20 protein-coding genes are annotated in these 26,365 nt (G+C 38.8%); 10 read left to right on the top strand and 10 right to left on the bottom strand.

Annotation, left to right across the window (positions count from 1 at the left end):
• Positions 1–230: 230 nt before the first annotated feature.
• The 3 genes from AC2G3J_RS16405 to trxA form a co-directional block, all read right to left on the bottom strand.
• Positions 231–491: a hypothetical protein gene (locus AC2G3J_RS16405; protein WP_034609976.1), complete on the bottom strand. Its 261-nt coding sequence runs from the start codon at positions 489–491 to the stop codon at positions 231–233.
• A gap of 380 nt (positions 492–871) precedes the next feature.
• Entirely contained in the window at positions 872–2,140 is a 1,269-nt protein-coding gene (rho, locus tag AC2G3J_RS16400) for a transcription termination factor Rho (RefSeq protein ID WP_336953367.1), read from the bottom strand.
• 344 nt (positions 2,141–2,484) lie between these two features.
• A complete protein-coding gene (gene trxA / locus AC2G3J_RS16395; protein ID WP_004723035.1) occupies positions 2,485–2,811 on the bottom strand; it encodes a thioredoxin in 327 nt (108 codons plus the stop codon).
• A 291-nt stretch (positions 2,812–3,102) separates the two neighbouring features.
• Here trxA and ppx point away from each other — a divergent pair, with 291 nt between their 5' ends.
• From ppx to AC2G3J_RS16370, 5 genes are all read left to right on the top strand, one after another.
• Positions 3,103–4,623, top strand: a complete 1,521-nt coding sequence (gene ppx, locus AC2G3J_RS16390) for an exopolyphosphatase (protein ID WP_483770291.1) — start codon at positions 3,103–3,105, stop codon at positions 4,621–4,623.
• 102 nt (positions 4,624–4,725) lie between these two features.
• Positions 4,726–5,550, top strand: coding sequence for an acetyl-CoA carboxylase carboxyltransferase subunit alpha (locus tag AC2G3J_RS16385; RefSeq protein ID WP_336953365.1), 825 nt, complete (start codon positions 4,726–4,728; stop codon positions 5,548–5,550).
• Positions 5,487–6,848 carry a tRNA lysidine(34) synthetase TilS gene (gene tilS, locus AC2G3J_RS16380; protein ID WP_419359106.1) on the top strand — a complete coding sequence of 454 codons (1,362 nt, stop codon included), beginning with the start codon at positions 5,487–5,489 and terminating at the stop codon, positions 6,846–6,848. Before AC2G3J_RS16385 ends, tilS begins: the two co-directional genes overlap by 64 nt.
• 15 nt (positions 6,849–6,863) lie before the next feature.
• Positions 6,864–7,694: a pyrroline-5-carboxylate reductase gene (gene proC, locus AC2G3J_RS16375; protein WP_419328066.1), complete on the top strand. Its 831-nt coding sequence runs from the start codon at positions 6,864–6,866 to the stop codon at positions 7,692–7,694.
• Positions 7,695–7,720: 26 nt separating this feature from the next.
• Positions 7,721–8,290: a YggT family protein gene (locus tag AC2G3J_RS16370; RefSeq protein ID WP_004723028.1), complete on the top strand. Its 570-nt coding sequence runs from the start codon at positions 7,721–7,723 to the stop codon at positions 8,288–8,290.
• Positions 8,291–8,427: 137 nt separating this feature from the next.
• Here AC2G3J_RS16370 and polA read toward each other — a convergent pair whose 3' ends face one another.
• The gene (gene polA / locus AC2G3J_RS16365) at positions 8,428–11,190 is read right to left on the bottom strand and encodes a DNA polymerase I (RefSeq protein WP_336953362.1); all 2,763 of its coding nucleotides are present in this window, start codon (positions 11,188–11,190) and stop codon (positions 8,428–8,430) included.
• Positions 11,191–11,352: 162 nt separating this feature from the next.
• Here polA and AC2G3J_RS16360 point away from each other — a divergent pair, with 162 nt between their 5' ends.
• Complete coding sequence (locus AC2G3J_RS16360) at positions 11,353–14,070, top strand: DUF2339 domain-containing protein (RefSeq protein WP_483770290.1); 2,718 nt, start codon at positions 11,353–11,355, stop codon at positions 14,068–14,070.
• A gap of 102 nt (positions 14,071–14,172) precedes the next feature.
• On the opposite strand, the gene AC2G3J_RS16355 is transcribed toward AC2G3J_RS16360, so the two are convergent.
• Together AC2G3J_RS16355 and AC2G3J_RS16350 are read right to left on the bottom strand one after the other, a co-directional pair.
• The gene (locus AC2G3J_RS16355) at positions 14,173–15,348 is read right to left on the bottom strand and encodes a thiolase family protein (RefSeq protein ID WP_419359111.1); all 1,176 of its coding nucleotides are present in this window, start codon (positions 15,346–15,348) and stop codon (positions 14,173–14,175) included.
• Positions 15,349–15,464: 116 nt separating this feature from the next.
• Entirely contained in the window at positions 15,465–15,887 is a 423-nt protein-coding gene (locus AC2G3J_RS16350) for a GspH/FimT family protein (RefSeq protein ID WP_419328063.1), read from the bottom strand.
• A 484-nt stretch (positions 15,888–16,371) separates the two neighbouring features.
• Here AC2G3J_RS16350 and omp38 point away from each other — a divergent pair, with 484 nt between their 5' ends.
• The 3 genes from omp38 to AC2G3J_RS16335 all read left to right on the top strand — a co-directional run bounded on the left by omp38 (position 16,372) and on the right by AC2G3J_RS16335 (position 18,582).
• Positions 16,372–17,403, top strand: a complete 1,032-nt coding sequence (gene omp38, locus AC2G3J_RS16345; protein WP_056514838.1) for an outer membrane protein Omp38 — start codon at positions 16,372–16,374, stop codon at positions 17,401–17,403.
• Positions 17,404–17,520: 117 nt separating this feature from the next.
• Positions 17,521–17,976, top strand: a complete 456-nt coding sequence (locus AC2G3J_RS16340; protein WP_336953358.1) for an OmpA family protein — start codon at positions 17,521–17,523, stop codon at positions 17,974–17,976.
• A gap of 75 nt (positions 17,977–18,051) precedes the next feature.
• The gene (locus tag AC2G3J_RS16335) at positions 18,052–18,582 is read left to right on the top strand and encodes a cysteine peptidase family C39 domain-containing protein (protein WP_483770289.1); all 531 of its coding nucleotides are present in this window, start codon (positions 18,052–18,054) and stop codon (positions 18,580–18,582) included.
• A gap of 75 nt (positions 18,583–18,657) precedes the next feature.
• On the opposite strand, the gene AC2G3J_RS16330 is transcribed toward AC2G3J_RS16335, so the two are convergent.
• The 4 genes from AC2G3J_RS16330 to AC2G3J_RS16315 all read right to left on the bottom strand — a co-directional run bounded on the left by AC2G3J_RS16330 (position 18,658) and on the right by AC2G3J_RS16315 (position 24,201).
• Entirely contained in the window at positions 18,658–19,863 is a 1,206-nt protein-coding gene (locus tag AC2G3J_RS16330; protein ID WP_336953356.1) for an RtcB family protein, read from the bottom strand.
• Positions 19,864–20,257: 394 nt separating this feature from the next.
• Positions 20,258–21,724 (bottom strand): amino acid permease, encoded by a 1,467-nt coding sequence (locus AC2G3J_RS16325; protein WP_419328062.1) that lies wholly within the window; start codon positions 21,722–21,724, stop codon positions 20,258–20,260.
• 2 nt (positions 21,725–21,726) lie between these two features.
• Positions 21,727–22,758 (bottom strand): methyltransferase, encoded by a 1,032-nt coding sequence (locus tag AC2G3J_RS16320; RefSeq protein WP_419359116.1) that lies wholly within the window; start codon positions 22,756–22,758, stop codon positions 21,727–21,729.
• A gap of 69 nt (positions 22,759–22,827) precedes the next feature.
• Positions 22,828–24,201, bottom strand: coding sequence for a uracil-xanthine permease family protein (locus tag AC2G3J_RS16315; protein WP_419328061.1), 1,374 nt, complete (start codon positions 24,199–24,201; stop codon positions 22,828–22,830).
• A 174-nt stretch (positions 24,202–24,375) separates the two neighbouring features.
• On the opposite strand from AC2G3J_RS16315, the gene typA reads away from it, so the two are divergent.
• Positions 24,376–26,211 (top strand): translational GTPase TypA, encoded by a 1,836-nt coding sequence (typA, locus tag AC2G3J_RS16310; RefSeq protein WP_336953352.1) that lies wholly within the window; start codon positions 24,376–24,378, stop codon positions 26,209–26,211.
• Positions 26,212–26,365: the final 154 nt, after the last annotated feature.

Below are 26,365 nucleotides of genomic sequence, written 5' to 3'. Positions count from 1 at the left end.
AAGTAAAAATATTATAGTGTTGGCTAAGATTATCCGATTAGATCTGTTATTTTAAAGGATGATAATAAAAGTAAAATATAGTTCTAAGGGATTCGTGTTAGTACGGTCTAAAGAGGTTTAACTTGAAGGTGATATGGCTTGTTTATGATTAATCCAATTTTAACAAAAAATATAGCAAAAAAAAGAGAACCTAAAAGGTTCTCTTTTCTTGATAACAATCTAAGCGATTATTATTGAGCAGCTGAAGCAGCAGCAGAAGCGTCTGCAGCAGCAGCAGTAGCATCAGATGCAGCAGCAGTAGCGTCAGCAGCAGCATCAGTAGCAGATGCAGCAGCAGCGTCAACAGCAGCAGTAGCTTCAGAAGCAGCTTCTACAGCTTGAGAAGCAGCAGCATTTGCGTCAGCAGCAGCTTCTTCAGTTTTTTTAGCACAACCAACGAAAGCTAAAGTAGTAGCAACTGCAGCAGCAATAGCGATTTTTTTGAATAACATGGCATCACTCTCATAAATTTAATTGAGACAAAAAACCCAAGTTAGCCTGTTTTTTGCTTTTTGCATGAGCAGTCTAACTGGTATGCGAATATGCTATCACTGCGCATTTTGAATTGCTACTGTTAATCTTAAAAAAACTGACCAAATTGATGAAAAAGTGATGTTTTTTTAACAGTATTTTACAATCAAGATGCACTTTTAGATTGGTTTGTTGATAAATAAGCTATTAATAAATATAAAAAATATTGGTCAACAATTTATATATTTAAATATTTGCAATGTTCTGTAACGTTGAAGCTCGGTGATTGTATATTTATGTAAATAATGTCAACCAAATAAAAAGGCTACTATTAAAGTAGCCTTTTTAAATACTTATCGAATTAGTTTGCAGCTTTACGTTTCATTTGATCAAAGAAATCATCATTTGTTTTGGTTTCTTTCATTCGATCTAATAAGAATTCCATCGCCACTAATTCATCCATAGGATGAAGAAGTTTACGAAGAATCCATACTTTACGCAGATTTTCTTCGTTCATGAGACGCTCTTCACGACGAGTACCCGATTTTTTGATATTCATTGCTGGGAAGACGCGTTTTTCAGCAATACGGCGATCAAGAATGATTTCTTGGTTACCTGTACCTTTGAATTCTTCGTAGATCACTTCATCCATTTTACTGCCTGTTTCAATCAAGGCAGTAGAAATAATGGTGAGAGAACCGCCTTCTTCGATATTACGTGCAGCACCAAAGAAACGTTTAGGACGTTCTAAGGCATGTGCATCAACACCGCCCGTAAGTACCTTGCCAGATGAAGGAACAACCGTGTTATAAGCACGTGCTAAACGTGTAATTGAGTCAAGTAAGATTACAACATCTTTTTTGTGCTCTACCAGACGTTTGGCTTTTTCAATCACCATTTCAGCAACTTGTACATGGCGAGCTGGAGATTCATCAAATGTTGATGCAACAACTTCACCACGCACAGTACGTTCCATTTCGGTCACTTCTTCAGGACGTTCGTCGATCAAAAGTACAATCAGGAAGCATTCAGGATTATTACGCACAATAGATTGAGCAATGTTCTGTAATAACATTGTTTTACCCGCTTTTGGCGGTGCTACGATAATTGAACGTTGACCTTTACCAATGGGTGCAACTAAGTCCACTACACGCGCTGTCAAATCTTCAGAAGAACCATTACCTAATTCCATAACCAATTGCTCAGTTGGGAAAAGTGGTGTGAGGTTTTCAAATAAAATTTTATTGCGTGAGTTTTCAGGAGTGTCATAGTTAATTTGATTAACTTTTAATAATGCAAAGTAGCGTTCACCTTCTTTAGGTGGGCGAATCGTACCTGTAATCGTATCACCCGTTCGTAGATTGAAACGACGAATTTGTGAAGGACTAACATAGATATCATCCGGACCTGCAAGATAAGAACCTGCAGCGGAACGTAAAAAGCCGAAACCATCAGACAAAATTTCAAGAACACCATCACCAAAAATTTCTTCGCCATTCATTGCATGGCGTTTGAGGATGGCAAAAATGATGTCTTGCTTACGATTACGAGCCATTCCTTCAAGGCCCATAAACTCAGCAATTTTAATGAGTTCGCCGATCGGTTTTTTCTTGAGTTCAGTTAAATTCATAAATGGTCAGATTGAATAAGGATGTGTGGAACACAGATAAAGAGAAAAGAAGCAAAAGTCGCCAGCAGTGTAATAGGTGAGTTGAAGTTGTATAGACACAAAAACAAACTCAGAATCTATGTAGTTCTTTCGAGGAGAAATATGTAAAACAATTTCTGTTGCCGAACGGCGATCTTATGTGTTGTCCTTTAAGAAACAGGAAGAGAATCCTAATGTTCCTTGAGCATGGAATATAAGTTAGATCAACAAGTTTGTCAAATTATAGTCGAAAAAAAATACGCTAGAAAATCAAGCGTATTTCTCATTTTCCTAGATTTATACAAATAATGTATAAATTCAGCAAATTAAATATTTTCTTCAATGAATGCAGTTAATTTAGATTTTGGCACTGCACCAATCTGTTGAGCAACAACTTCACCATTTTTGAACATCAATAACGCTGGAATGTTACGAATGTTATAGTTGACAGCAGTTGCTTCACATGCAGTCACATCAACTTTAACGATTTTAACTTTACCTTCAAATTCAGTTGAAAGTACTTCAAGAACTGGTGCAATCGCTTTACACGGTGCACACCAGCCAGCCCAGAAATCTACGATTACAGGGATATCAGATTGAAGTACATCTGCATCAAAGTTGTCATCAGTGGTATTTACGATATTGCCAGACATGGATTTTGCTCCAAAATATTTTAAAGATGAATCTATCTATGGATATAAGTATTACATAGTCATCTTTAACAATGTAGGGGGATGCTTAAATTTTCATTCTAATTTGTGAGTTTGTCCAATTGATGCTCACGATATTTACAATCGGATCTTTAGAAAATCAGTGAAACTGTCACATAATTGTCATATATGCTGAAAAAATAATGACTCATCAAATTGTCTAAATAAATGGCTTTTAAAAAGCGTGTATGTGAATTAATCTAAGCAACAATTCAGTATGAGTTTGTATAAATAATGTCTGATTTTTTGATTGATGAAGAATTACTTGCCGCGATTGATATGGGGTCAAATAGTTTCCATTTGGCAATTGCTCGTGTGGATCATGGTGAAGTTAAGAAAGTTGCTTCTATGTCAGAAAAGGTTCAGCTTGCGGCTGGATTAGATGAAAATAAAAACTTAACTGAAGCTGCACAGCAACGAGGCTTGGCTTGCTTAGCGCGTTTTGTTGGACGTTTAAGTTCAGTACAGCCCACTCGCCTCAGAATTGTAGCGACAAATGCTCTACGTCAAGCTAAAAATGGGCATGAATTTATTCAAAAAGCAGCTGAGATCCTGCCAAAACCCATCGAAATTATTGCGGGACGAGAAGAAGCCCGACTTATTTACTTGGGTGTCTCGCATACTATGGCCAATAGTGGTCGTCGTCTGGTGATCGATATTGGTGGTGGATCTACTGAATTGATTATTGGTGAAGAGTTTGAGCCGATTCATACCGAATCTTTACAAATGGGCTGTGTTGCTTTTACTAAAGCCTATTTTGCCGAGGGCGATATTAATAGCAAGGCTTTTGATAAAGCTGTGGTTGCTGCACGAAAAGAATTGTCTTCGATTGCAAATACCTATAAAGCTGCGGGTTGGGATACTGTGGTCGGTTCTAGTGGAACCATCAAAGCGTGTCGTCAAATTGCTGTCAATATGGGCTGGAGTGATGAGCAAGAAAATCTTACTCGAGAAGGTTTAGAAAAGTTAAAAGATAAATTGCTGAAATTTAAAAATATTTCAGATATGGAGTTTGAAGGCTTAAAAGAAGACCGTCGAGCTGTATTACCTGCGGGTTTAGCGATCCTTTATGCTGTTTTTGAAGTCTTGAATATTGATAAGCTGGTATATTCTGATGGGGCATTACGTGAAGGTGTAATGTATGACTTATTAGGCCGTTTCCAACATGAAGATATTCGGGATCGTAGTGTACAGGCAATGATGGGACGCTATGGTGCAGATGCAAAACAAGCTGAGCGCGTCGTAGAAACAGCACAACATTTGTTTAATGCCGTGGCCAGTACATTAAATTTAAACAGTGATGATAGTGATCTTTTGCGTCGAGCTGCTTATTTGCATGAGATGGGCTTAGCCATTAGCCATAGTGGTTATCAAAAACACAGTGCTTACTTATTACAACATTCAGACATTCCTGGTTTTTCACAAATTGATCAAAACCATTTGTCACATTTGGTCGCTCATCATCGTCGTAAATTGCGAGTAGATGCCAAATTAGAAGTGCTAAAAGTGGGCGGCAACAAGCTTGTGTACTTGTGTTTGTTACTCCGTCTTGCTGTTTTACTGAATCATAGTCGTAGCGATGAGATGCTTCCTGCCATTGAATTGGCGGTAGAGAATGAGCAACAATGGCAACTCAGCGTTTCTGGTGATGCCAAACAATGGCCATTGCTGGTTGCAGATTTGCATGATGAGCAAGTGCAATTTAAGCATTGGGACATTGAATTGAATATTCAGTCGGAACAGTTTATCGATTAACTTAAAGGTTTTGTGATGATGGAATGATCAATCATTTCATATCACTTAAACCTAAACTTCCGATGCGTAATCCATCGGTGAATTAGGGATAATACTCGACTTATGAAAAATAAAGCTGCTCAATCTCAAGCTTGGAAAACGGTTCAAATTGCACGTCACCCTGAGCGTCCGCAATTTTTGGATTACGTAGGCGAAATCTTTACTGAATTTGATACCTTGCATGGTGATCGTCTATATGGTGATGATGGTGCAATGGTGGGTGGTTTGGCCCGTTTTAACGGTCTACCAGTGATGGTTGTGGGTCAACACCGTGGTCGTAGTACGCGTGAAAAATTACAGCATAACTTTGGGATGTGTAATCCTGAAGGGTACAGAAAGTCTCAACGCTTACTTGATATGGCGGAACGCTTTAACCTTCCTGTATTTACATTTATCGATACGATGGGGGCATATCCTGGTATTGGTGCTGAAGAGCGTGGTCAAGCGGAAGCAATTGCAACAAGTTTGGCGCAACTTTCAAGCCTTAAAGTGCCGGTGATTGCGACAGTTTTGGGTGAAGGCGGTTCTGGTGGTGCTTTGGGGATTGGTGTTGCTGATCGCGTCATTATGCTTTCGCATAGTATCTATTCTGTGATTTCTCCTGAGGGTTGTGCATCGATTCTATGGAAAACTGCGGATAAAGCTGAACAAGCCAGTGAAGCACTTGCATTAACTGCCAATAAACTGAAAGAAATTGGCATTGTTGAATATGTGGTTGATGAAGGTGATGGCGCTCATTTGCATCCTTTTGAGGTTATGGAAAAACTTAAGGATGTGTTAAAACAAGCGCTTGATGAATTACAGCCAATGACTGCGGAAGAACGATGCGAAGCACGTTATCAACGTTTAATGAAGTTTGGCAGCAACAATTTAGGTCTTGCTTCTTAAAACAGTATTCTCAATTTCCTGAAGATACCCGTTTCTTAATCGGATGTAGCGGTGGTATGGATTCCATGCTATTGCTACATCTGATGGCACAGCTTTTTCCTGAGCGAATTCGTGCAATTTATGTCAACCATCAACTGCAAAAGGTCAGTGATGAGTGGGCTGATTTTGTTGCTCAACAATGTACAGCGCTTAATATTCCTTATATTCTTCAGCCAGTTCAAGTCGCTCAAGGCAATCTTGAGAATCAAGCACGTGAAGTGCGTTATCAGGCTTATTTTCAGCATATAGATAAAAATGAGGTATTGGTTCTTGCTCACCATCAGCAAGATCAGGCCGAAACGTTAATGTTACGCTTGTTGTCAGGTGCGGGGGTTACAGGTCTATCAGCAATGCAATCCATCGATCAGCGCGATCAATTGCTGATCTGGCGGCCTTTACTTGATACTTCCCGTGAGCAGATTTGCCAATGGGTTGAGCAACTGAAAATCGATTATGTGGATGATCCTTCCAATTTAGATATACATTATGACCGTGCATGGTGTAGACATGAACTTTGGCATATTTTGCAAAGTCGTTATCCTAAAATGCAGCAAGCATTGGCACGTACTAGCTATTTAATGCAAGATGCTGATGAAATTCTCAATGAGGTAGTACAGCAGGATTTAAAGTTCTGTGGTCATCCTACACAATTGGATTTAGCCAAATTGGCATCACTTTCCCCTGCTAGACAGCGGCAACTTCTCTCAATGTGGATGAAAGGTGAAGGGACATATCGCCCAGCTTTGGACATGGTGCAAAGGCTACAAGATGAGGTAATTGAATCTAAGACAGATGCGCAAGCCGCTTTACATTGGAATCATTTTTATTATTTACGCTATCAAAATCAGCTTTACCGAATTGAGCAAAACCAATATTTAGCGTCAAAATCTAAACAATTGCCTCAAGAACAGGAAGTTCAATTTCAGCTTCATCAACAACTACAATTCACATCTGGTGTGTTTCAGATCGAAAGCTCTAAAATGGGCCTGGCTTTTGCACTGTTCAATCATAAGCTAACATTAAAGCCGCGTTTAGGTGGTGAAAAAATTCATCTTTATGGCAGAGTAGGTGCTTGGCCTTTGAAAAAAGCTATTCAAGAAGCACATATTTTTCCGTGGATGCGTCATACAATTCAAATATTAAGTGTAGATAATGTTATGCTTGGTGTGTTTACACCAAATGGTTTTTGGTTGGCGCAATCTGAATATTGTGAAGTGGGTGGATGGCAACCAAATTTAATCTCTGAGTTAAAAAACTAAGGTCGAGCGTGATTCATGAGTGCAGCGTTAAATTGTAATATTACTTTTATTGGTGGTGGGAATATGGCACAAGCCCTAATCGGTGGCTTGTTGAGTCGTGGATTACCTGCAACACGTATTACAGTTTCTGACCCCTTTGAAAATATTCGACAATTGCTACAAGAAAAAGATGTGCATGTGACTGACGATAATATCGCAGCAATTAAAAACGCCGATATCGTTGTTTTTGCTGTAAAACCTCAAGTTTTGGGTGGAGTGCTTAAACCATTAAAAGGTTTACTCGAAGATAAATTATTGATCTCAATTGTTGCAGGTGCTGAAATTCAAACAATTTCAGACTTAACGGGTAGTGAGCGTATTGTTCGTGTTATGCCGAATACACCTGCTTTGGTTCAAACTGGTGCACATGGTATTTTTGCTCAAGAAGAGGTCAGTGCTAAAGACCGCGAATTGGCAACACAAGTACTTGCTTCGACAGGTTTAACGATCTGGGTGACTTCTGAAGCGCAAATTGATGCTGTGACTGCTGTTTCTGGTTCAGGCCCTGCATATTTCTTCTATATGATGGAAAGCATGATTCGCGCTGGAAAAAATATGGGTTTAGATGAAAAGGTTGCGACCGCTTTAACTTTACAGACAGCACTTGGTGCAGCACAAATGGCAATTACCAGCTCAAATGCGCCATCGGAATTGCGTAAAAATGTGACTTCTCCAAACGGTACTACACAAGCTGCTTTAGAAGTATTTGATCGTGCTCAAATTTCTCAAAATATTCAGACAGCTTTAGCTGCTGCGCAGAAGCGTAGTCAGGAACTGGCTCAAGAATTAAGTGACAGCATTAAATAATTATTGATTTTTAGGAACGTTCCAGTATGGGTGCAAATTCTGCGCAAATTTTTGGCATTATTATTAACGTAGCGATTTTGCTCGTATTCTTTCGTTTTTTAATGCAATTGGCCATGGTGAGTCCATACAATCCAGTGGTGATGTCGACAGTCAAAGCGACAAAAATTGTGGATATGTTTGGTCGAATTTTTCCGCCTTTAGCCAAAGGGCGAGTAAATACAGCTGCATTAGTTTTGCTGGTGGTGTTATATCTGCTTAAGATTTTTGGAATGATGTACTTGCAAGGTGCAATACCTAATAGTCCTGTACATTTGATCATTCTAACTTTTGTAACCATGATCCAAGACCTGATTCGTTTTTGTCGCTATTTAATTTTTGCGACCATTATTCTTAGTTGGGTGGTGATGTTTACCCAGTCGAGATCACCTTATATTGAAGTGATTCAAGAGCTTGCCGAGCCATTATTGGCGCCGTTCCGCCGTATCATGCCAAATATGGGAATGATTGATCTTTCTCCAATTCTAGCGATTTTGGCATTGATCATTGCTGAAAAAGTTATGGATTATGCTGCGATTGCGTTGTTAACAGGCCTTTAACTTACCAGTTTAAATAGCAAAAGGACTCAATAGAGTCCTTTTTTTGTGAGTATTAAAAATATAATATTGAGTATGTTTTCAACAAAAGATGATCTCTCCCTAACTTTTTCTAGAAAGTTAGGGAATAGTCTAAAGGCTTAATGTGCTTCACCCCAATTCTTGCCTTGACCGACTTCAACAACTAAAGGTACCGATAAGGTAACGACCTTTTGCATCACATCTTTAATCTGTGCAGCCAATTTATCTGCAATAGCCTCATCAACTTCAAACACCAATTCATCGTGTACTTGAAGTAAAAGTTTCGCCTGATTTTGAGGTAAGATTTTATTGACTTCAATCATCGCCATTTTAATAATTTCAGCAGCAGAGCCTTGGAGTGGGGCATTAATCGCAGCACGTTCCGCACCTTTACGCACCATCATATTTCGAGCATCAATATCTGGTGTATATAAGCGACGACCTGTAATGGTTTCTACAAAACCTTGTTCCAGTGCGACTTGGCGGGTACGTTGCATATACTCATAGATACCCGGATAACGGTGGAAGTATTGCTTAATATAGTTTTGCGATTCTTCACGAGTAAAGCCCAGTTGACGAATCAAACCAAACTCAGACATACCGTACAATAAACCAAAGTTAACAGCTTTCGCTTGGCGGCGTTGATCAGAGGTCACATTTTCTAGCGCGACACCCAAGACCTCAGATGCTGTACGACGGTGTACATCTTGCCCATTTTGAAAAGCATCAACTAAAGCATCATCTTGTGAGAAATGCGCCATTAAACGTAATTCAATTTGTGAATAATCGGCTGCCAAAAGTACACGACCTTGAGGTGCGATAAAGGCTTTACGAATCTGACGACCAATTTCCTCACGTATCGGAATGTTCTGTAGGTTTGGATCGGTTGATGACAAGCGTCCTGTTGCTGTTAATGCTTGATGGTAACTGGTATGGACGCGGTGGGTATCGGGATTGGCTTGTTTCACTAAGGCTTCGGTATAGGTACTTCTAAGCTTAGTTAAACCACGATACTCAATGATTAGTTCAGTAATTGGATGATCGATTTTTTCTAAAACTGCTTCAGAGGTACTGTATTGTCCCGTTGCGGTTTTTTTGCCACCTTTTAAGCCTAATTTTTCAAATAAAACTTCACCGACTTGTTTGGGTGAACCGACATTAAAAGATTCGCCTGCAATTTCGATAATTTGATTTTCAAGATTTTGAATGGTATTGGCAAAGTCTACACTGAGCTGATCCAAGAAGCTTAGATCAAGTTCTATCCCATTTTCTTCCATGGTTGCCAAAACACTGGCTACAGGCATTTCAATGTGATGTAAAATATTGATCAGTTCAGGAATTTCTTTCAGCTTACGTTCCAGAACTTCATATAGGCGGTATGTGACATGTGCATCTTCTGCTGCATAATGTCCAGCGGTTTCAATCTCGATTTGATTAAAGGTCTTTTGTTTTGCACCTTTACCTGCAACTTGTTCAAAAGTTGTGGTCAAATGGCTCAGATAAACGCGCGCAACATCATCCATACCATGGCGTGTTGTCACTGCATTCAATACATAAGAGGCCAGCATGGTGTCAAAATACCAACCTTGTAAATGAATACCGTGATTTTCAAAAATATGCGCATCATATTTTAAATGATGTCCAATTTTTTCAATACTTGGATCTTCAAGAATCGGTTTGATTTGCTGAATAATCGCATCGCGATTGAGTTGCTCAGGAGCACCTTCATAATCATGTGCTAAGGGGATGTAATAAGCATCATTGGCATCAAAAGCTACTGAAAAACCAACCATTTCAGCGATACGATAATCTAAGCTTGTGGTTTCAGTGTCAATTGCAAAACGTTTTTCTGTGCTTAAGCGTTGGAAGAGCTTATCCCATGCTTCTTGACTTAAAATAGTATGATAAGTGGCTTCACCAAGACGGTCATCAACACTTGAACTTGTGGCTTGATCTGTAATTTCACTTTCAACAGGTTGTTCGGTTTTGCTAATACTTTGAGTTGTTTGTTTATAGGCGGGGCTATTTGGATTATTGGGATGATCAAGCGATTGTAATTGATTACGGAATTCAAGTTCAGTATACAAACTACGCAATGCTTCAACATCAGGTTCACACAGCTTTAAATCATCATAGGTCAAACTTAAATCGAGATCGATAACAATACTTGCTAATTGATGATCAAGCGTAATTCCTTCAACATTGTCTTTTAAACTTTGTCCAACTTTACCTTTGATATTATCAACATTTTCCAAAATACCAGCAATCGTACCATACTCATTTAACAGTTTAGCGGCAGTTTTTGCACCTACACCCGGTACGCCACGAATACCATCAGAGGCATCACCCATTAAGGTTAAATAATCAATAATTTGATCTGGGCGGACGCCAAATTTTTCGATTACACCATCGACATCCATCGGTTTGTCTTTAAAACTGTCTTCAAGGGTAACCTTATCAGTGACCAACTGGGCCATGTCTTTATCACCCGTAGAAATCAAAACTTGATGACCAGCTTTTTCAGCACGTTTTGCCAAGGTTCCAATAATGTCATCAGCTTCAGCACCAGGAAGCGTATGTAATGGAATACCTAAAGCACGGATCAAGGCATGCAAATAAGGAATTTGTTGTGACAATTCTTCTGGCATGCTTGGACGGTCACCTTTATATATCGGTGACAGCACATGACGAAAGGTGGGTTCAGGTGTGTCAAAAATAACCGCCATATGTGTTGGTTGCACACGACGCATCAGTTTTTGAATTGCAGAAATTGCCCCACGAATCGCATTGGTCTGTAATCCAGTTGATGTGGTTAAAGGTGGGAGTGCATGAAAAGCACGAAATAAAAAGTATGACCCATCGACCAATACAAATGGTGGCATTGATATTTTCCTAATTCAAATAACCGCTTTATTGTACGTGATTTTTTACGCTTGCGAAGATGCAACAGTCATCCTTGTGTTACTGAATATCTGATGAATTCACATAATCATCAAGCAAGGCTGTTGTATTATCGAGTTACTCAGGATCGAGAAAGATGAAATATGCTCAAAGGGCAGAGTGAAATTCGTATCATTTGGTTAATGATGTTGATCATTATTGCAGTCAGTGCATGGTTTTTGGATGCACGAATATTGACATACATCAGTGGTTTAGCATTTGTCATGAGTGTGATGCAGTATGTTGATGCGATTCAAGATCCATTGCAAGAGATTGCACAGCAGACATTATTTCCATTACAAAGCACCTCAAAAGTGCCTTTGTATATTTCTTCGATTGTTGCTGTTGTAGGGCTAACACTGCATTTGAGCTGGATGGTTGGTTTAGGTCTCACAGCTTGGATTTTCTTTTTCTTACGCTGGTTACGCCGTTTAGAGCGTTATTTAACTCAAGTACAATTACAAATTCAACATTTGAACTTTTCAGAACATACATCCCCAGATTTAAACCATCCGCTATCGATTAAACAAAGTATAGCGATGAATAAAGACTCTTCCCTGAACTTAATGGGACAAATTCGCCAATGGATTTTTCAAGGAAATCCTGTTTTAAAAGTTGCGATCTTGGTTTTGGTGATTGGCATTGTGTTATTGCTACGTTTTGCGACAGAGCATTGGCAATTAAGTTTAGCAGTCAAACTTTCAATCGTTGCTTTGTCCAGTGGAGCAATCACCACATTGGGAGTGTTGCTACAAAATAAAAATCGTAGTTTTGCCTTAGCAATAGAGGGGTTGGGGCTTGCTGGATTATTTTTAACCTTATTCTTTGCCTATTACAATCAGTTGCTTCCGAGTCTTTATCTGGCAAGTTTATGTTTTGCTGTAATTATGGCATTGACACTGAGTTTAAGCTTAAAGCAGCAAAGCGTGGAATTGGCATTGATGGCAGTCCTTATCGCATATATTGCGCCATTTACGTTGCCTGTGCGAAATGCAACGGTAGCAGAACTGATAGCTTATTATTTAGTGATTAACATTGCAATTGCTGTACTTAGTACCTTAAGACCTTGGAAATATTTAAATCAGATCGGATTTTTAGTGACAGTCATCATTGGTGGTGGTTATGCTTTCTATTATGGATATATTCAAGAAAAACAGTTACTCACAATACTCATTTTTGCACATCTCTCCGTATTCATTTGGCTTGGTTTTCGATTCAGTCAATTGATCGCCAAACAGGACCTGGAGCAATTTAAACTTAAACCCAGTTTAGATGTTGCGTTGATTTTTGGGGCACCGATAATTGGCTATTTATTTATATATTTAATGTATTTTCACCAAGAGCTTATCCTTGCTGGATTTAGCCTTGGTTTTGCTGTGGTGTTTGCAGGAATTTACCAACTTTCTAAACGTAATCAATCTATTCAACTGATTTCTCAAAGTTATTTTAGTTTGGCATTGATCTTTATTGCTTTAATTCCACCGATTCTTCTGCATGGTCAGTGGAGCGTGGTGGGTTGGGCTGTTGAAGGCTTATGTATTTTTGGCTTTGCTTTATATCGACAATCAGTGATCAGTCGTTATATGGCGATAGCCTTGTTGATTGTTGCAGGTTGTTCAAGCCTTTATTACTTATTTGAATTGCCTGATTTTCCAACCACGATGTATTGGTGCTTAAGTTTAAGCTATATCGCTGTGGTGTTATTGGCAAATAGTCGTGATGATTTTCGCAAACAGATCAGTTCAGTAACGACCTTGTTTTTAAGCCTGCTGATGATTTCTGCAACCACGATGATTCTTGCATTATTGCTTGATCACCTAGAGGGAGAAAATCGATATATATACACTGTATTGATTGTGGTTGTCGCTTATCTGTTGATGAATGAATTGATGTTATGGCTAAAGGCCAGATCAACATGGTTGATTCCAAAATGGATTGGGGTAATTCCTGTCTATGTATTTACACTCATTTTATTATTGGATATTAGTAAAGATGGCATGTTGCTATGGACTAGTGATATTGAACGATGGGGGATCGTAGTTTCAGGTTTAGTGCTAGCGGCAGTATGGTTAAGACCTGCAAAAGGGATACAGTTTGAAAGTGAATGGCTGAGTTTAGGTGTTTTAGTTAGTTTAAGTCTAAGCAGTCTTAGCTTGATTGCAACGATGCCTTATATCAGCGTAGTCATTTTACCTTTAGTGTTTTGTGGATGGTGTTTCTTTCAGAAAAAATCAGAATGGACGATGTTCTGGCAGACGCGAAGTAGTTTATTACTGATGCTGATTTGGATGATTTGTTCTCAGCTATTTTCACAGCAAGCATTTCAAGGATATTTATTACCAATCTTAAATCCATTTGATTTGGTTAGTATCGCCATGTTAATTGGTTTTTTCTGGATGCTGTATCTTCAATTTAAGCAAGGTATAAAGCAGGGAATAGACCATGGGATACTTGCTGTTCTGTGTGTTCTAAGTTTGTTGTGGCTGAGTAGCTATATCATTTTAAGAGCTTTACATGTTTATTTTGCTACTCCTTATAATCAACTTAGTCTATGGCAAGATGCCACTACACAACTGAGCTTAACCTTGCTTTGGGTGAGCTTAGCTTTTATCGCAATGAGCTTTGCCAGTCGTAAGTTTTTACGTCCTTTATGGATTTTAGGGGGGAGTATTTTGGTGATTGTCACCTTAAAATTGGTGCTTTTTGATTTATCACATATTGGAACATTAACTCGAGTGGTTTCTTTCTTGGGGGCGGGTTTTGTGATGCTGATTATTGCTTATATTGCCCCGATTCCTGATCAGAAAAATTTAAATCATTAATTATGGATTGGGTGATAATTTAGGTTGTTCAGTTGAAAGCAAAATAAAAGAGGCATTTACTATATAGTAAATGCCTCTTTTTAAGTTTAAGTATTGAGATACTTAAAGAATTTCAATTGCTAGAGCAGTCGCTTCACCACCACCAATACAAAGGGCCGCAATCCCTTTTTTACCGCCAGTACGTTTTAAAGCATGAATTAAGGTCAAAATAATGCGCGAACCTGTAGAACCAACAGGATGACCTAGGGCACATGCACCACCGTGAATGTTGACTTTTTCAGCGTCCAGTTTAAATTCATCGATTGGGCACATAGTGACCATCGCAAATGCTTCATTGATTTCCCATAAATCAACATCTTGAACATCCCAACCGGTTTTATTCAGGACCTTTTGGATTGCACCTACAGGAGCAATGGTAAACTCAGATGGATGCTGTGAGTTTGAAGCATATGCAACAATTTTTGCTAATGGTTGGAGCCCTTTTGCAGCAGCATGATCCGCAGAAGTTAATACAAGTGCAGATGCGCCATCTGAAATTGAGCTGGCATTCGCAGCCGTGATAGTTCCATCTTTGGCAAATGCAGGACGTAAGGTAGGAATTTTTTCGATATTGGCATTAAATGGTTGTTCATCTTGATCAATAACAACATCGCCTTTACGGCTTGAAACCGTCACAGAAACGATTTCATCTTTAAACCAACCTTCAGTAATAGCTTTTTGTGCACGCTGTAAAGAACGAATCGCAAAATCATCCATTTGTTGACGTGTATAGCCTTTTGTATTTGCCATATCTTGTGCAAATGAACCCATTAGGCGACCCGTTTCAGCATCTTCTAAACCATCAAAGAACATATGGTCTTTTACTTCACCATGTCCCATGCGATATCCGCTGCGGGCTTTAGGAAGAAGATACGGTGCATTGGTCATAGATTCCATTCCGCCAGCAACAATGACGTCTGCCGAACCTGCTTTGATCGAATCCGCAGCTTGCATGACTGCTTTCATCCCTGAACCACACAGTTTGTTAATGGTTACAGCACCCGTTGTATCAGGTAAGCCAGCTTTGCGCATCGCTTGACGTGCAGGACCTTGTTTTAAACCAGCAGGTAATACACACCCCATAATGACTTCTTGTACATCGTTTGGTTGTAATCCAGCACGGGCAATGGCTTCTTTAATTGTCGCAGCACCTAAGTCAGGTGCAGTCAAACTGGTCAGACTTCCTTGAAAACCACCCATAGCTGTACGGGCACCATTAACAATTACGATGTCAGTCATTGTTCTATCTCCAAATGATTATTCTGTGAATATATCCAAAACCTAAGCAGTATATAAAAAATAGTGTAAGAATAAAGTCTAGGTATTGAATATATGCTGACCGTAGAGAACAGTTTTTAACATTCGGGTCGTGGTCCTAAATTTATAGCTCCCATTCGTCCGATTTTGTATCGTTTATTATTTTCGACATCATATTGACTGCAATAATAGAAACTTCCAGGTGAACCTCTGGGTAGGCCAGTATCACCTTGTAAAGTTAACGCATCTCTACTGCTTGCACTTCCAATCCAGCTCAGTGTGCCATATTTAATTTTATTTTCAGTTTTTAGGAGTATGTGGTCTCCAGCATCAATCTGTTTATTTTTATTTTTATCTGTAAAAATAAGTAATCCTTTATTCCATTTGTCTTTTTCACATTGAATTAAATCTTCAGATGAACAAATGACCACAGTTGTATGTCGGACCAAAGCTTGACTTCTTGCATAAGAAACATGTTGCTGTATTTGTGCTGAAACAGCCCTAATCTCTTGTTTCTGCATCCAATTATGATAATGCGGTAAGCAGATTAAGCTGATAATTGCAATAATACAGATTATGGTAATTAGTTCGAATAAGGTAAGACCTTGCTCTTTACAATAAAAATACATCATTAGGTCTTCTGTTAAGTCTTGTTTTTTATTTGAAAAATAATGATTTTTCTATTAAATTTAATTGAAATGTTAACGTAGTAAAATATTTATTACTATCGGTTTCTTTTACTGCTAAAATGCATGTAGCAAAAAGATAAGCGATCCACGCAAAAAAATTGAGTAAAATGTTACCGAATTACAACGGAAATTGTAAGTAATTTTGTCAATAATTTACTTGATTAAAGTTATCAAGCACTTGGAAAAAGCCTCAAGTGTTTGTATGATTCAACGTGAGTAGCTTAAAAATAATACTGGGGTATTAAAATTTATCTCAGGATAGCCAATAAATTTTAGGCTAAGCTTGAACAACAATTGTTATCTCTGGAGGATATCCATGAAATTGAGTCGTATCGCACTTGCTATGCTTGTTGCTGCTCCATTCGCTGCTGCTAATGCTGGTGTAACTGTTACACCTTTACTACTTGGTTACACTTTCCAAGACTCTCAACACAACAATGGTGGTGATAAAGGCGAGTTAACTAACGGCCCTGAATTACAAGACGATTTATTCGTTGGTGCTGCACTTGGTGTAGAACTTACTCCATGGTTAGGTTTTGAAGCTGAATATAACCAAGTTAAAGGTGACCTTGACGGTACTGGCGTAGCTGGTTCTGAATACAAGCAAACTCAAATCAACGGTAACTTTTATGCTACTTCTGATTTGATCACTAAAAACTATGACAGCAAAATCAAACCGTATGTATTGTTAGGTGCTGGTCATTACAAGTATAAACTTGATGACATGTCTTACCATAACAACGAAGAAGGTACTTTAGGTAATGCTGGTGTTGGTGCTTTCTGGCGCTTAAACGATGCTTTATCTCTTCGTACTGAAGCTCGTGGTACTTATAACTTTGACGAAAAATTCTGGAACTATACTGCTCTTGCAGGTCTTAACGTAGTTCTTGGTGGTCACTTGAAGCCTGCTGCTCCTGTAGTAGAAGTTGCTCCAGTGGTTCCAGTTGCTCCAACTCCAGTTGAACCAGCTCCACAAGTTCTTACTGAAGATTTGAACATGGAACTTCGTGTGTTCTTTGATACAAACAAATCAAACATCAAAGATCAATACAAGCCAGAAGTTGCTAAAGTTGCTGATGCGTTAACTACATTCCCGAATGCGACTGCTCGTATTGAAGGTCATACAGATAACACTGGTCCACGTAAGTTAAACGAACGTTTATCTTTAGCTCGTGCTAACTCTGTTAAATCAGCGCTTGTAAGCGAGTACAACATTGATGCATCTCGTTTGTCTACTCAAGGTTTCGCTTGGGATCAACCGATTGCTGACAACAAAACTAAAGAAGGTCGTGCTATGAACCGTCGTGTATTCGCGACAATCACTGGTAGCCGTACTGTAACTAAATAATCCTTTATTTAGTGAATAAAAAAGCGACTCAATTGAGTCGCTTTTTTATTTAAAGTCCTTATAATTATAGAATATTTAAATAAAACTGAATCAGAAATTAATAATTACAGGTTAACGATGAAATATATCATTTTAGGACTGGTACTCATGGCATTAAATGCCTGTACGTCGACATCAATAAATCCAAATCGTGTCTCAATCCAAAAACAATATCCAAATGAAGTGAAGTCATTGAAAAATGGGCTGTCTATATATTTTCAACCGAAATCGATAGATATTGAAGCTGAGTATAAACCCGCTTTGTCTGTTGCTTCAAAATTATTGAAAGACAATAAAAATTTTGTTCTCTACATTGAAGGTCATACAGACAGTACAGGCTCTTTGGCTACAAATAATAAAGTATCGTTAACACGCGCAAATATTGTGAAAGATTTTCTATTAAATGAATATCAAGTGAATCCAGAGCAATTGATTACACTTGGTTTAGGACCAATAAAGCCAATTGCTGATAATAAAACGGCAGAAGGTCGAGTAAAAAATAGACGGGTAACAGTGACTTTAAAAATTAAGTAATTTTGATAAAGCATCATAATTCAATTTTATAACGTTATAATTGTTGATTGTGATTTCTACAAGTTTGAAAATTGAATGAGTGTACAACTGCCTAAAGCCTTATTAGACCTAGAATCAAATTGCGGTATTTTTGCTGTTTGGATGTTATTGCACAATTACTCAATTCAGTTAGATACTCAACAGCTGGTTAAACTTTGTCATCACGATGCAGAAGATGGTACTTTTACGATTGGCTTAGCTGTTGGGTTGAAAAAATTAGGTTTTGATCTCGCTTTTTATACAGATGAAGACTCAAATATTCATGAAAAAGAAATCGTCCGTTATCAAGACGCGAAAAGGTTAGGGTTGCAGATCAGTCCAGCGCTAAGCTATGAAGAAATTCAAGACTATACTGAACAAGGGTGCAATATCATTGTTTTTTATGACACTTTAGAAGGCATTGGAAATCATTCGTTGGTTTATTCGATAAATGATCAGGAAATTTGTTTCTATGATAATTTTGAAGCCATGCCGAAAGCGGTCTTTGAGCAACAACGGCTAGCTGAGGGAATCTGTCAGCAAGTGATTGTGATTTATCCCGATATTCCACCTGTACGTTATTGTTAATCCAATTAAAAATGTGAATCTCAGTAAATCGAAATTTACTGAGATTTGTGATAAAAATTGAGGGCTATTTCGGCTTTAGCCTTTAATACACAATACTTGTTTTAGTGTATGGACCACATCAATCAGATCATTTTGATTGGCCATAACTTGATGAATATCCTTGTAGGCACTTGGAATCTCATCAACCACACCTTTATCTTTACGGCACTCAATGCCTGCTGTTTGTGCAATTAAATCTTGCTGATTAAACAAATGCTTGGCTTTAGAGCGACTCATTTTACGTCCTGCGCCATGTGAGCATGAACAAAACGAATCTGGATTACCCTTGCCTTTAACAATAAAAGATTGCGCGCCCATTGAACCGGGGATAATCCCATATTCATCGAGCCCTGCACGAATTGCACCTTTACGTGTAACAAAGACATCTTCACCAAAGTGAAGTTCTTTCTGTACATAATTATGATGACAATTAATCGCTTCTTTGGTCATTTGAAAACTTGGTAATAAAGGGCGGATCGCTTCTAAAATTAAACGCATCATCTCACGTCGGTTTTCAAAAGCATATTCTTGTGCCCATTCTACAGCTTCCACATAATCATCGAAATTCGTTGATCCTTCTGCAAAGTAGCTCAAGTCTTTATCAGGCACGTGACCAAAACGATGCTGCGCTTCTTTCTTGGCACGTTCGATAAAATAAGTACCAATCACATTCCCTAAGCCACGACTACCTGAATGTAGCATGATCCAGATATCTTCATTTTCATCAAAACACAATTCAATAAAGTGATTACCACCACCCAGGGTACCGAGTTGCTTTTGCCATGTAACATCAAAACTGCGCAACATACGTTTTAAAGCAGGGTGTTTATCTGTAATTCGCTGGAGCTTTTTATCTAAGGGTGAAAGTGTAGAAGCCTTGGCTTTGATTTGTTTGTGCATTTCAAAGCCGACAGGTACTTTTCTTTCAATAGCATTGCGTAAAGTACTTAAATTATCGGGCAACTGGGATGCTTTTAGACTAAGTCTTAATGCATTCATACCGCAACCGATATCCACGCCAACCGCAGCAGGAATGATGGCATTCTTGGTTGGAATAACACTTCCCACTGTTGCACCTTTACCTAAATGTACATCTGGCATGACTGCGATATGCGAATGAATAAATTGTAATTGTGCCATTTTTCGCAGTTGCGTTAAGCTTTCTTCATCCACATCTTTTGTATAAATTTTTACAGGAACGCCATATTCTGCTTTGGCGTTTAAAATCATTTGTATGCTCATTTTTTTTCTCGAAGCAAATTTTTTATTGTCCGAAGGTGGTTAAAATTCTATTGTCAAAGCAATGATCTATTCAGATTTTAAAGACAATAAAAAAACCTAGCGAATGCTAGGTTTGACTGACATTCGGACACTTTGATTAATTCAGTGCCCGTGAGTAGACGACTGCTTAATCTTACTTTAAAGTTTTCTCAAATTGATGCATGTCGTACTCCTATATTTTTTGATTTAAAATCAAGGGTGAAAATTCTGATTGAACACTATCCAATGGGCATCATTCTATAAATAAAAAAAACTTTGTCAATAAAACATAGTAAATTAATTTTTAATTCAGGTGGAATTACTTATGTAAAAATAATAAAGCAGCTAAAAAGCTGCTTTATTCATATCAAATGATTTACTCTTTTTCGACTTGAATCGGTTGTACATCCATTTGATCATAAGCAATCAATTTGGATTTGTGTTTCCATTTATAACCAAGCCAAATAACAAGGAACAAGGGAATACTAATATAAGTAGACAATACACTCATCCATTTTCCATCAAGCACAGCTTCTGCATTTTGACCAAGAATAATAATGGCACAAAGAACAAATGCAAACCACGGACCAAAAGGAAAGAATTTTGCACGATAAGCTAAATCTTCAAGTTTATAACCTTGTGCTAAATAGCCTTTACGGAAGCGATAATGTGAGATTGCGATACCTAACCAGACAATAAATCCGCACATACCTGACATGTTTAACAACCATGTAAACACGACACTTTCACCAATAAAGGTGGTTAAGAAGCACAGTGCTGCAATTGCAGTGGTTGCATACAGTGCATTCATGGGTACACCGCGAAGATCGAGTTTAGAGAAAACTCGTGGTGCTTTACCTTCACGTGCCATATCGAACAACATACGTGTTGATGAATACATACCTGAGTTACCAGCAGACATAATTGCAGTCAAAATCACGGCATTCATTAAGCCCGCTGCAAATGCTAAACCTGCTTTTTCATATAACAGGGTAAATGGTGACAGGGTAATGTTTCCATCACCTTCCGCAGCAAGTGCAAGGTTTGGATCTGTATACGCAACCAATGTACCAATAATAAAGATACACAAGATATAAAATAAAAGAATACGCCAAAAGATTTGTTTAATGGCGATAGGGATGGTTTTTTTCGGATCTTTAGATTCACCCGCTGCAACGCCTACCATCTCTGTTCCTTGGAAAGAGAATCCAGCGATCATTGCCACACCGACTAAGGCTTGAAAACCACCGACAAATGGCGCTTCACCAACAGTCCAATTTTTGCTAATTGAATCTGTTGGATCTAACATGATTTTACCAATCATGAATAAGCCAATGACAATAAAGAAGATGATGGCAATCACTTTAACCAGTGAAAATAAAAATTCACTTTCACCAAAACCTTTTACAGTTAATGCATTGATAAAGAAGATAATCGCAAGGAATAGCGCACTCCACCAAAATCCAGGGATATCGGGAAACCAAAATTTCATGATGAATTGAACGGCAACCAATTCAAATGCAACAGTAATGGCCCAGTTATACCAGTAGTTCCAGCCCAGTGCGAAACCAAAACCTTCTTCTACATATTTATTACCATAGGTAAAGAATGCACCTGATGTTGGATTATGGGTTGCAAGTTCACCTAAACTGGTCATCAAGAAATAAATCATGATACCAATCAGAACATAAGCAAGTAATGCACCACCAGGACCAGCTGTGGCAATCGTTTGACCAGAAGCAAGGAATAACCCTGTACCAATAGAACCGCCAATGGCGATCATGTTTAAATGTCGTGCTCCTAGCTTCCGCTGGAGTTGTTGGGGATGATCTGTTTCGCTCATCGTTATTCCTTACTACTTTTTTGAGTGTTGGCGAACAGCACTTTAAAGCCTTGTTGATCTGCTTTAGTCGTACATTGACTAAAACTCTGCTCAATGAGTAATGGGTAATTTAGGAAGCGGTTTGCCACAATCCATAATTCACCACCTGATTTTAAATGTCGTCTAGCAGTTTTACATAACGTTTCACTGGCATTGTAATCTGTTTGAATACCTTGGTGAAATGGAGGATTACTCACAATCGCATGTAAGAACAATGGTGCATCCTCAATCCCTGTGACTGCTTTTATTTCAAGTTGTTCTAAAGGTAAATTATTTTTTTCAAAGGTCATTCGTGTTGATGCTAAAGCAAAAGCATCGACATCTAAAGCAAAAATGCGATTTTTCGGATTAAGTTTACTGAGATAAGCACTGATGACGCCAGCACCACAGCCAAAGTCTGCAATTTTTCCAGAAGTGACCTGCTTGAGATAAGGTAAAAGAACCCCAGTTCCAATATCGAGACGATTTTGGCTAAACACACCAGGGAGTGCACAAATGCTAAGTTCTCCAGCAGGTGTTGGAACATTATAGACTTGCGCCCATTCTGCTAATGGCTTTGCAGTTACAGTTTTATCTGTGGTGAGTTGCCACATTTGACAATGACGTGCGCTATCAAGCTTGATGGCTTGACCATAAGGCTGGAGTTGTTTTGCAGCACGTTCTACCCCACCTTTTTTCTCTCCAACCAAGAAAATCGAAGCGCCAACGGCTAAACGACTGACTAAATTGTGCAAGATATAATTGAGTAGCTCTTTTGATTTTGGAACAAAAACAACAGCCTGATCAAATTCAGCTTCTGGCAGGTCAGTACCAAAATGTACCTTTGCCTGCTGATTCTGAAAATATTGAAACTCATTGTAATTCCAAGTCCAAATGCTTGCTTCGATGTTATGAGCTAAATTTGAAAGTAGATCATCCGTTGCTGCATTTACAAATAGCACGCGTCCAGAAAGGTAGTCATGCTGTCGAATGACAACTTCGCTTTTTGGCTCCATATTCACCATCCATCAATAAAAATTAGCGCAATGCCCAGTCTAAGCTGGGCATTATAAAGAATAGATTTATTATTTTTTAGTTTCGGGTAAAACTAAATTCAAAATTAATGCAGCGAGTCCGCCAGTTGCGACACCAGAACTAAAAATATTACGCGGTAATTCTGGCAAATGTTCCAAAATTTGAGGAACTTGCGCAACCCCTAGGCCGAGACCCAAAGAGATAGCAATAATTAGTAGTGCACGACGGTCTAGTTGAATTCCCGATAAAATGTTAATGCCTGAAGCAGCAACTGCACCAAACATTACCATAACCGCACCGCCCAGTACCGCTTGCGGTACCGCCTGAATGATACCAGCCACAGCAGGGAATAACCCCAGAATGATAAGCAGGATTGCAATCCAAATCCCAACAAAACGACTTGCAACACCCGTCAACTGAATTACACCATTATTTTGTGCAAAGACAGAACTTGGGAATGTGTTGAAGATCCCTGCAAGGAAAGAGTTGGCACCATTGACCAATACACCACCTTTAATTCGTTCCATCCACACTGGGCCATCTACAGGCTGATTTGAAATTTTAGAGGTTGCGGTGACATCGCCAATTGCTTCTAATGACGTGACAAGATAAATAAACGCCATAGGAATAAATAAGCTCCATGAGAAGCTAATTCCAAAATGCATTGGTGTCGGAATTTGAATCAATGGGGCATCTTTTAAACCAGAAAAATCCAAATAGCCCATAAAGCCCGCAAGAATATAGCCGATCACTAAAGCAATGAGAATTGCAGAACTTTTCACCCAAACTACTTTGAAGCGATTGAGAAGAACGATAATTGCCAACACTGTACATGACATAATGAGATTGTCGGCACTGGCAAACGTATGACTTTCCATGGCTTGGTAGCCGCCGCCCATGCTGATTAAGCCTTCTTTAATTAAGGTTAAACCAATTAACAGCACCACAATTCCTGTAACCAATGGTGTGATCAACTTTTTTACCCAAGGTAAAATACGAGAAACACCCATTTCAATAAATGAGCCTGCAATGACCACACCAAAAATAGATGCCATAACTGCCTCTACTGGTGTGCCGGCAGCAACCATGGCAGAACCAATCCCAATCATTGGACCAATAAAGTTAAAACTTGTACCTTGAACAATCAGTAGCCCTGCACCAAATGGTCCAATTTTTTTACATTGTAAGAATGTTGCCACTCCAGAAATCACCAATGACATGGAAAGAATCATATTGGTATCTTGAGGAGAAACACCTAAAGCTAAACAAATCAGTAAACCGGGTGTTACAATTGGAACAATAATCGCAAGTAAATGTTGCAAAGCCGCAAAAAAAGCGATGAGTGGTTTTGGACGATCATCTAGACCATAAACAAGATCGATTTGAGTCTGTTTCTGATTGGGAGAGGGGTTAGAATTGGACATGGCACAGCAATTGGAAGTGGCAAGATGGCGCTATTCTAATCGCTTTACACACTATTACAAAATAAAAAGCCTGCTGTTGTGAAAAAAACTTGTAACTGTCAATAAACTGTCACTACTAAAAGTTAAGATTTTTCTGTATAATTTGCCCTCAAATTTAAAGCGTATCGAATTTACATGTCTGATATTAAAACTCTCCGTAATATTGCCATCATCGCGCACGTCGACCATGGTAAAACGACTCTTGTCGACAAACTTTTACAACAATCAGGTGCACTCGGTGACCGCGCGGGTGAGATTGAGCGTGTTATGGATTCGAATGCGCTTGAGTCTGAACGCGGTATTACCATTCTTGCAAAAAACACTGCGATCAAATGGTTAGACAAGCGTACAAATACTGAATACCGCATCAACATCGTCGACACCCCAGGACATGCTGACTTTGGTGGTGAAGTAGAACGTGTAATGTCTATGGTTGACTGCGTACTTCTTCTTGTCGATTCACAAGAAGGCCCAATGCCACAAACTCGCTTTGTAACACAAAAAGCGTTTGCTCGTGGTTTGAAGCCAATTGTTATCATCAACAAAGTAGATAAGCCAAGCGCTCGTCCAGACTGGGTTATCGATCAAGTATTTGATTTGTTCGATAACTTAGGCGGTAGTGATGAACAGTTAGACTTCCCAATCGTATATGCTTCTGGCTTACGTGGTGTTGCTGGTCCTTCTCCTGAAGAATTAGCTGAAGATATGACACCGTTGTTTGAAACAATCGTAGATATCGTTGAACCACCAGCAGTTGATATTGATGGTCCATTCCAAATGCAAATTTCATCACTTGACTATAATAGTTTCGTGGGTGTAATTGGTGTTGGCCGTATTCAACGTGGTTCAGTAAAAACCAATACACCAGTGACTGTGATCGATAAAGATGGCAAGACACGTAATGGTCGTATCTTGAAAATTATGGGTTACCATGGTTTAGAGCGTGTAGATGTAGATTCTGCTCAAGCGGGTGATATCGTATGTATCACTGGTTTAGATGCATTGAACATTTCTGACACAATCTGTGATCCTAAAAATGTTGAAGCATTACCTGCATTGTCTGTAGATGAACCTACAGTTTCGATGACGTTCCAAGTAAACAATTCACCGTTTGCTGGTAAAGAAGGTAAATTTGTAACTTCACGTAATATCCGTGAGCGTTTAGATCGCGAATTGATCCATAACGTTGCTTTACGTGTTGAAGATACTGACAGTCCAGACCGTTTCAAAGTTTCTGGTCGTGGTGAACTTCACCTTTCAGTATTGATTGAAACAATGCGTCGTGAAGGCTTCGAGATGGGTGTTTCTCGTCCGCAAGTGATCATGAAAGAAGTGGATGGCGAAACTCAAGAACCATACGAAAACGTTACTTTTGATGTTGAAGAACAACATCAAGGTTCTGTTATGGAACAAATGGGTAACCGTAAAGGTGAGTTGACCAATATGGAAGTTGACGGTAAAGGCCGTATCCGTATTGAAGCAACTGTTCCATCACGTGGTTTGATTGGTTTCCGTTCTGAATTCTTAACCATTACCTCTGGTACTGGTATCATGACTTCTAGCTTCTCGCATTATGGGCCTGCTAAACAAGGTGCAGTTGCGAAACGTCAAAACGGTGTGTTGATCTCAATGGTTAACGGTACTTGCTTAGCGTTTGCATTGTTCACTTTACAAGACCGTGGTCGTCTATTTGCTGAACCACAGTTAGAAGTTTATGAAGGTATGATCGTGGGTATGAACTCTCGTTCAGACGACATGACTGTGAACCCAACGAAAGCGAAACAGTTAACTAATATGCGTGCATCTGGTACAGATGAAGCGTTAACGTTAACACCTGCAATTAAATTCACGCTTGAACAAGCATTAGAATTTATTGAAGATGACGAATTAGTTGAAGTAACACCTAAATCAGTTCGTATTCGTAAAAAATTCTTAACTGAAAATGAACGTAAACGTGCTTCACGTGGCTAAGCGTTCAAACTGGAAATAATTTAATTTCTAGAAAAAAACCGCAATTTTTTAATAAATTGCGGTTTTTTTATATAAATGTAAAAGGATATTGGTTTTTAATAAAAAGCGAGTAAATTAGGCGGAAATATATGTTGAAACATAATGTATACTTCGT

It is taken from the genome of Acinetobacter legionensis (assembly GCF_057165765.1).
Note: the sequence above shows the minus strand (reverse complement) of the source record. Positions and strands in the feature narration are given on the sequence as shown.

Excerpts from the sequence above, each read along its gene's own strand:
- omp38 (WP_056514838.1), top strand. The coding sequence starts at position 16,372 with ATGAAATTGAGTCGTATCGCACTTGCTATGCTTGTTGCTGCTCCATTC.
- AC2G3J_RS16405 (WP_034609976.1), bottom strand. The coding sequence starts at position 491 with ATGTTATTCAAAAAAATCGCTATTGCTGCTGCAGTTGCTACTACTTTA.
- AC2G3J_RS16360 (WP_483770290.1), top strand. The coding sequence starts at position 11,353 with ATGCTCAAAGGGCAGAGTGAAATTCGTATCATTTGGTTAATGATGTTG.
- AC2G3J_RS16350 (WP_419328063.1), bottom strand. The coding sequence starts at position 15,887 with ATGCAGAAACAAGAGATTAGGGCTGTTTCAGCACAAATACAGCAACAT.
- AC2G3J_RS16325 (WP_419328062.1), bottom strand. The coding sequence starts at position 21,724 with ATGAGCGAAACAGATCATCCCCAACAACTCCAGCGGAAGCTAGGAGCA.
- rho (WP_336953367.1), bottom strand. The coding sequence starts at position 2,140 with ATGAATTTAACTGAACTCAAGAAAAAACCGATCGGCGAACTCATTAAA.
- typA (WP_336953352.1), top strand. The coding sequence starts at position 24,376 with ATGTCTGATATTAAAACTCTCCGTAATATTGCCATCATCGCGCACGTC.
- AC2G3J_RS16320 (WP_419359116.1), bottom strand. The coding sequence starts at position 22,758 with ATGGAGCCAAAAAGCGAAGTTGTCATTCGACAGCATGACTACCTTTCT.
- polA (WP_336953362.1), bottom strand. The coding sequence starts at position 11,190 with ATGCCACCATTTGTATTGGTCGATGGGTCATACTTTTTATTTCGTGCT.
- ppx (WP_483770291.1), top strand. The coding sequence starts at position 3,103 with ATGTCTGATTTTTTGATTGATGAAGAATTACTTGCCGCGATTGATATG.
- tilS (WP_419359106.1), top strand. The coding sequence starts at position 5,487 with ATGCGAAGCACGTTATCAACGTTTAATGAAGTTTGGCAGCAACAATTT.
- trxA (WP_004723035.1), bottom strand. The coding sequence starts at position 2,811 with ATGTCTGGCAATATCGTAAATACCACTGATGACAACTTTGATGCAGAT.
- AC2G3J_RS16335 (WP_483770289.1), top strand. The coding sequence starts at position 18,052 with ATGAGTGTACAACTGCCTAAAGCCTTATTAGACCTAGAATCAAATTGC.
- AC2G3J_RS16355 (WP_419359111.1), bottom strand. The coding sequence starts at position 15,348 with ATGACTGACATCGTAATTGTTAATGGTGCCCGTACAGCTATGGGTGGT.
- AC2G3J_RS16330 (WP_336953356.1), bottom strand. The coding sequence starts at position 19,863 with ATGAGCATACAAATGATTTTAAACGCCAAAGCAGAATATGGCGTTCCT.
- AC2G3J_RS16315 (WP_419328061.1), bottom strand. The coding sequence starts at position 24,201 with ATGTCCAATTCTAACCCCTCTCCCAATCAGAAACAGACTCAAATCGAT.
- proC (WP_419328066.1), top strand. The coding sequence starts at position 6,864 with ATGAGTGCAGCGTTAAATTGTAATATTACTTTTATTGGTGGTGGGAAT.
- AC2G3J_RS16385 (WP_336953365.1), top strand. The coding sequence starts at position 4,726 with ATGAAAAATAAAGCTGCTCAATCTCAAGCTTGGAAAACGGTTCAAATT.
- AC2G3J_RS16340 (WP_336953358.1), top strand. The coding sequence starts at position 17,521 with ATGAAATATATCATTTTAGGACTGGTACTCATGGCATTAAATGCCTGT.
- AC2G3J_RS16370 (WP_004723028.1), top strand. The coding sequence starts at position 7,721 with ATGGGTGCAAATTCTGCGCAAATTTTTGGCATTATTATTAACGTAGCG.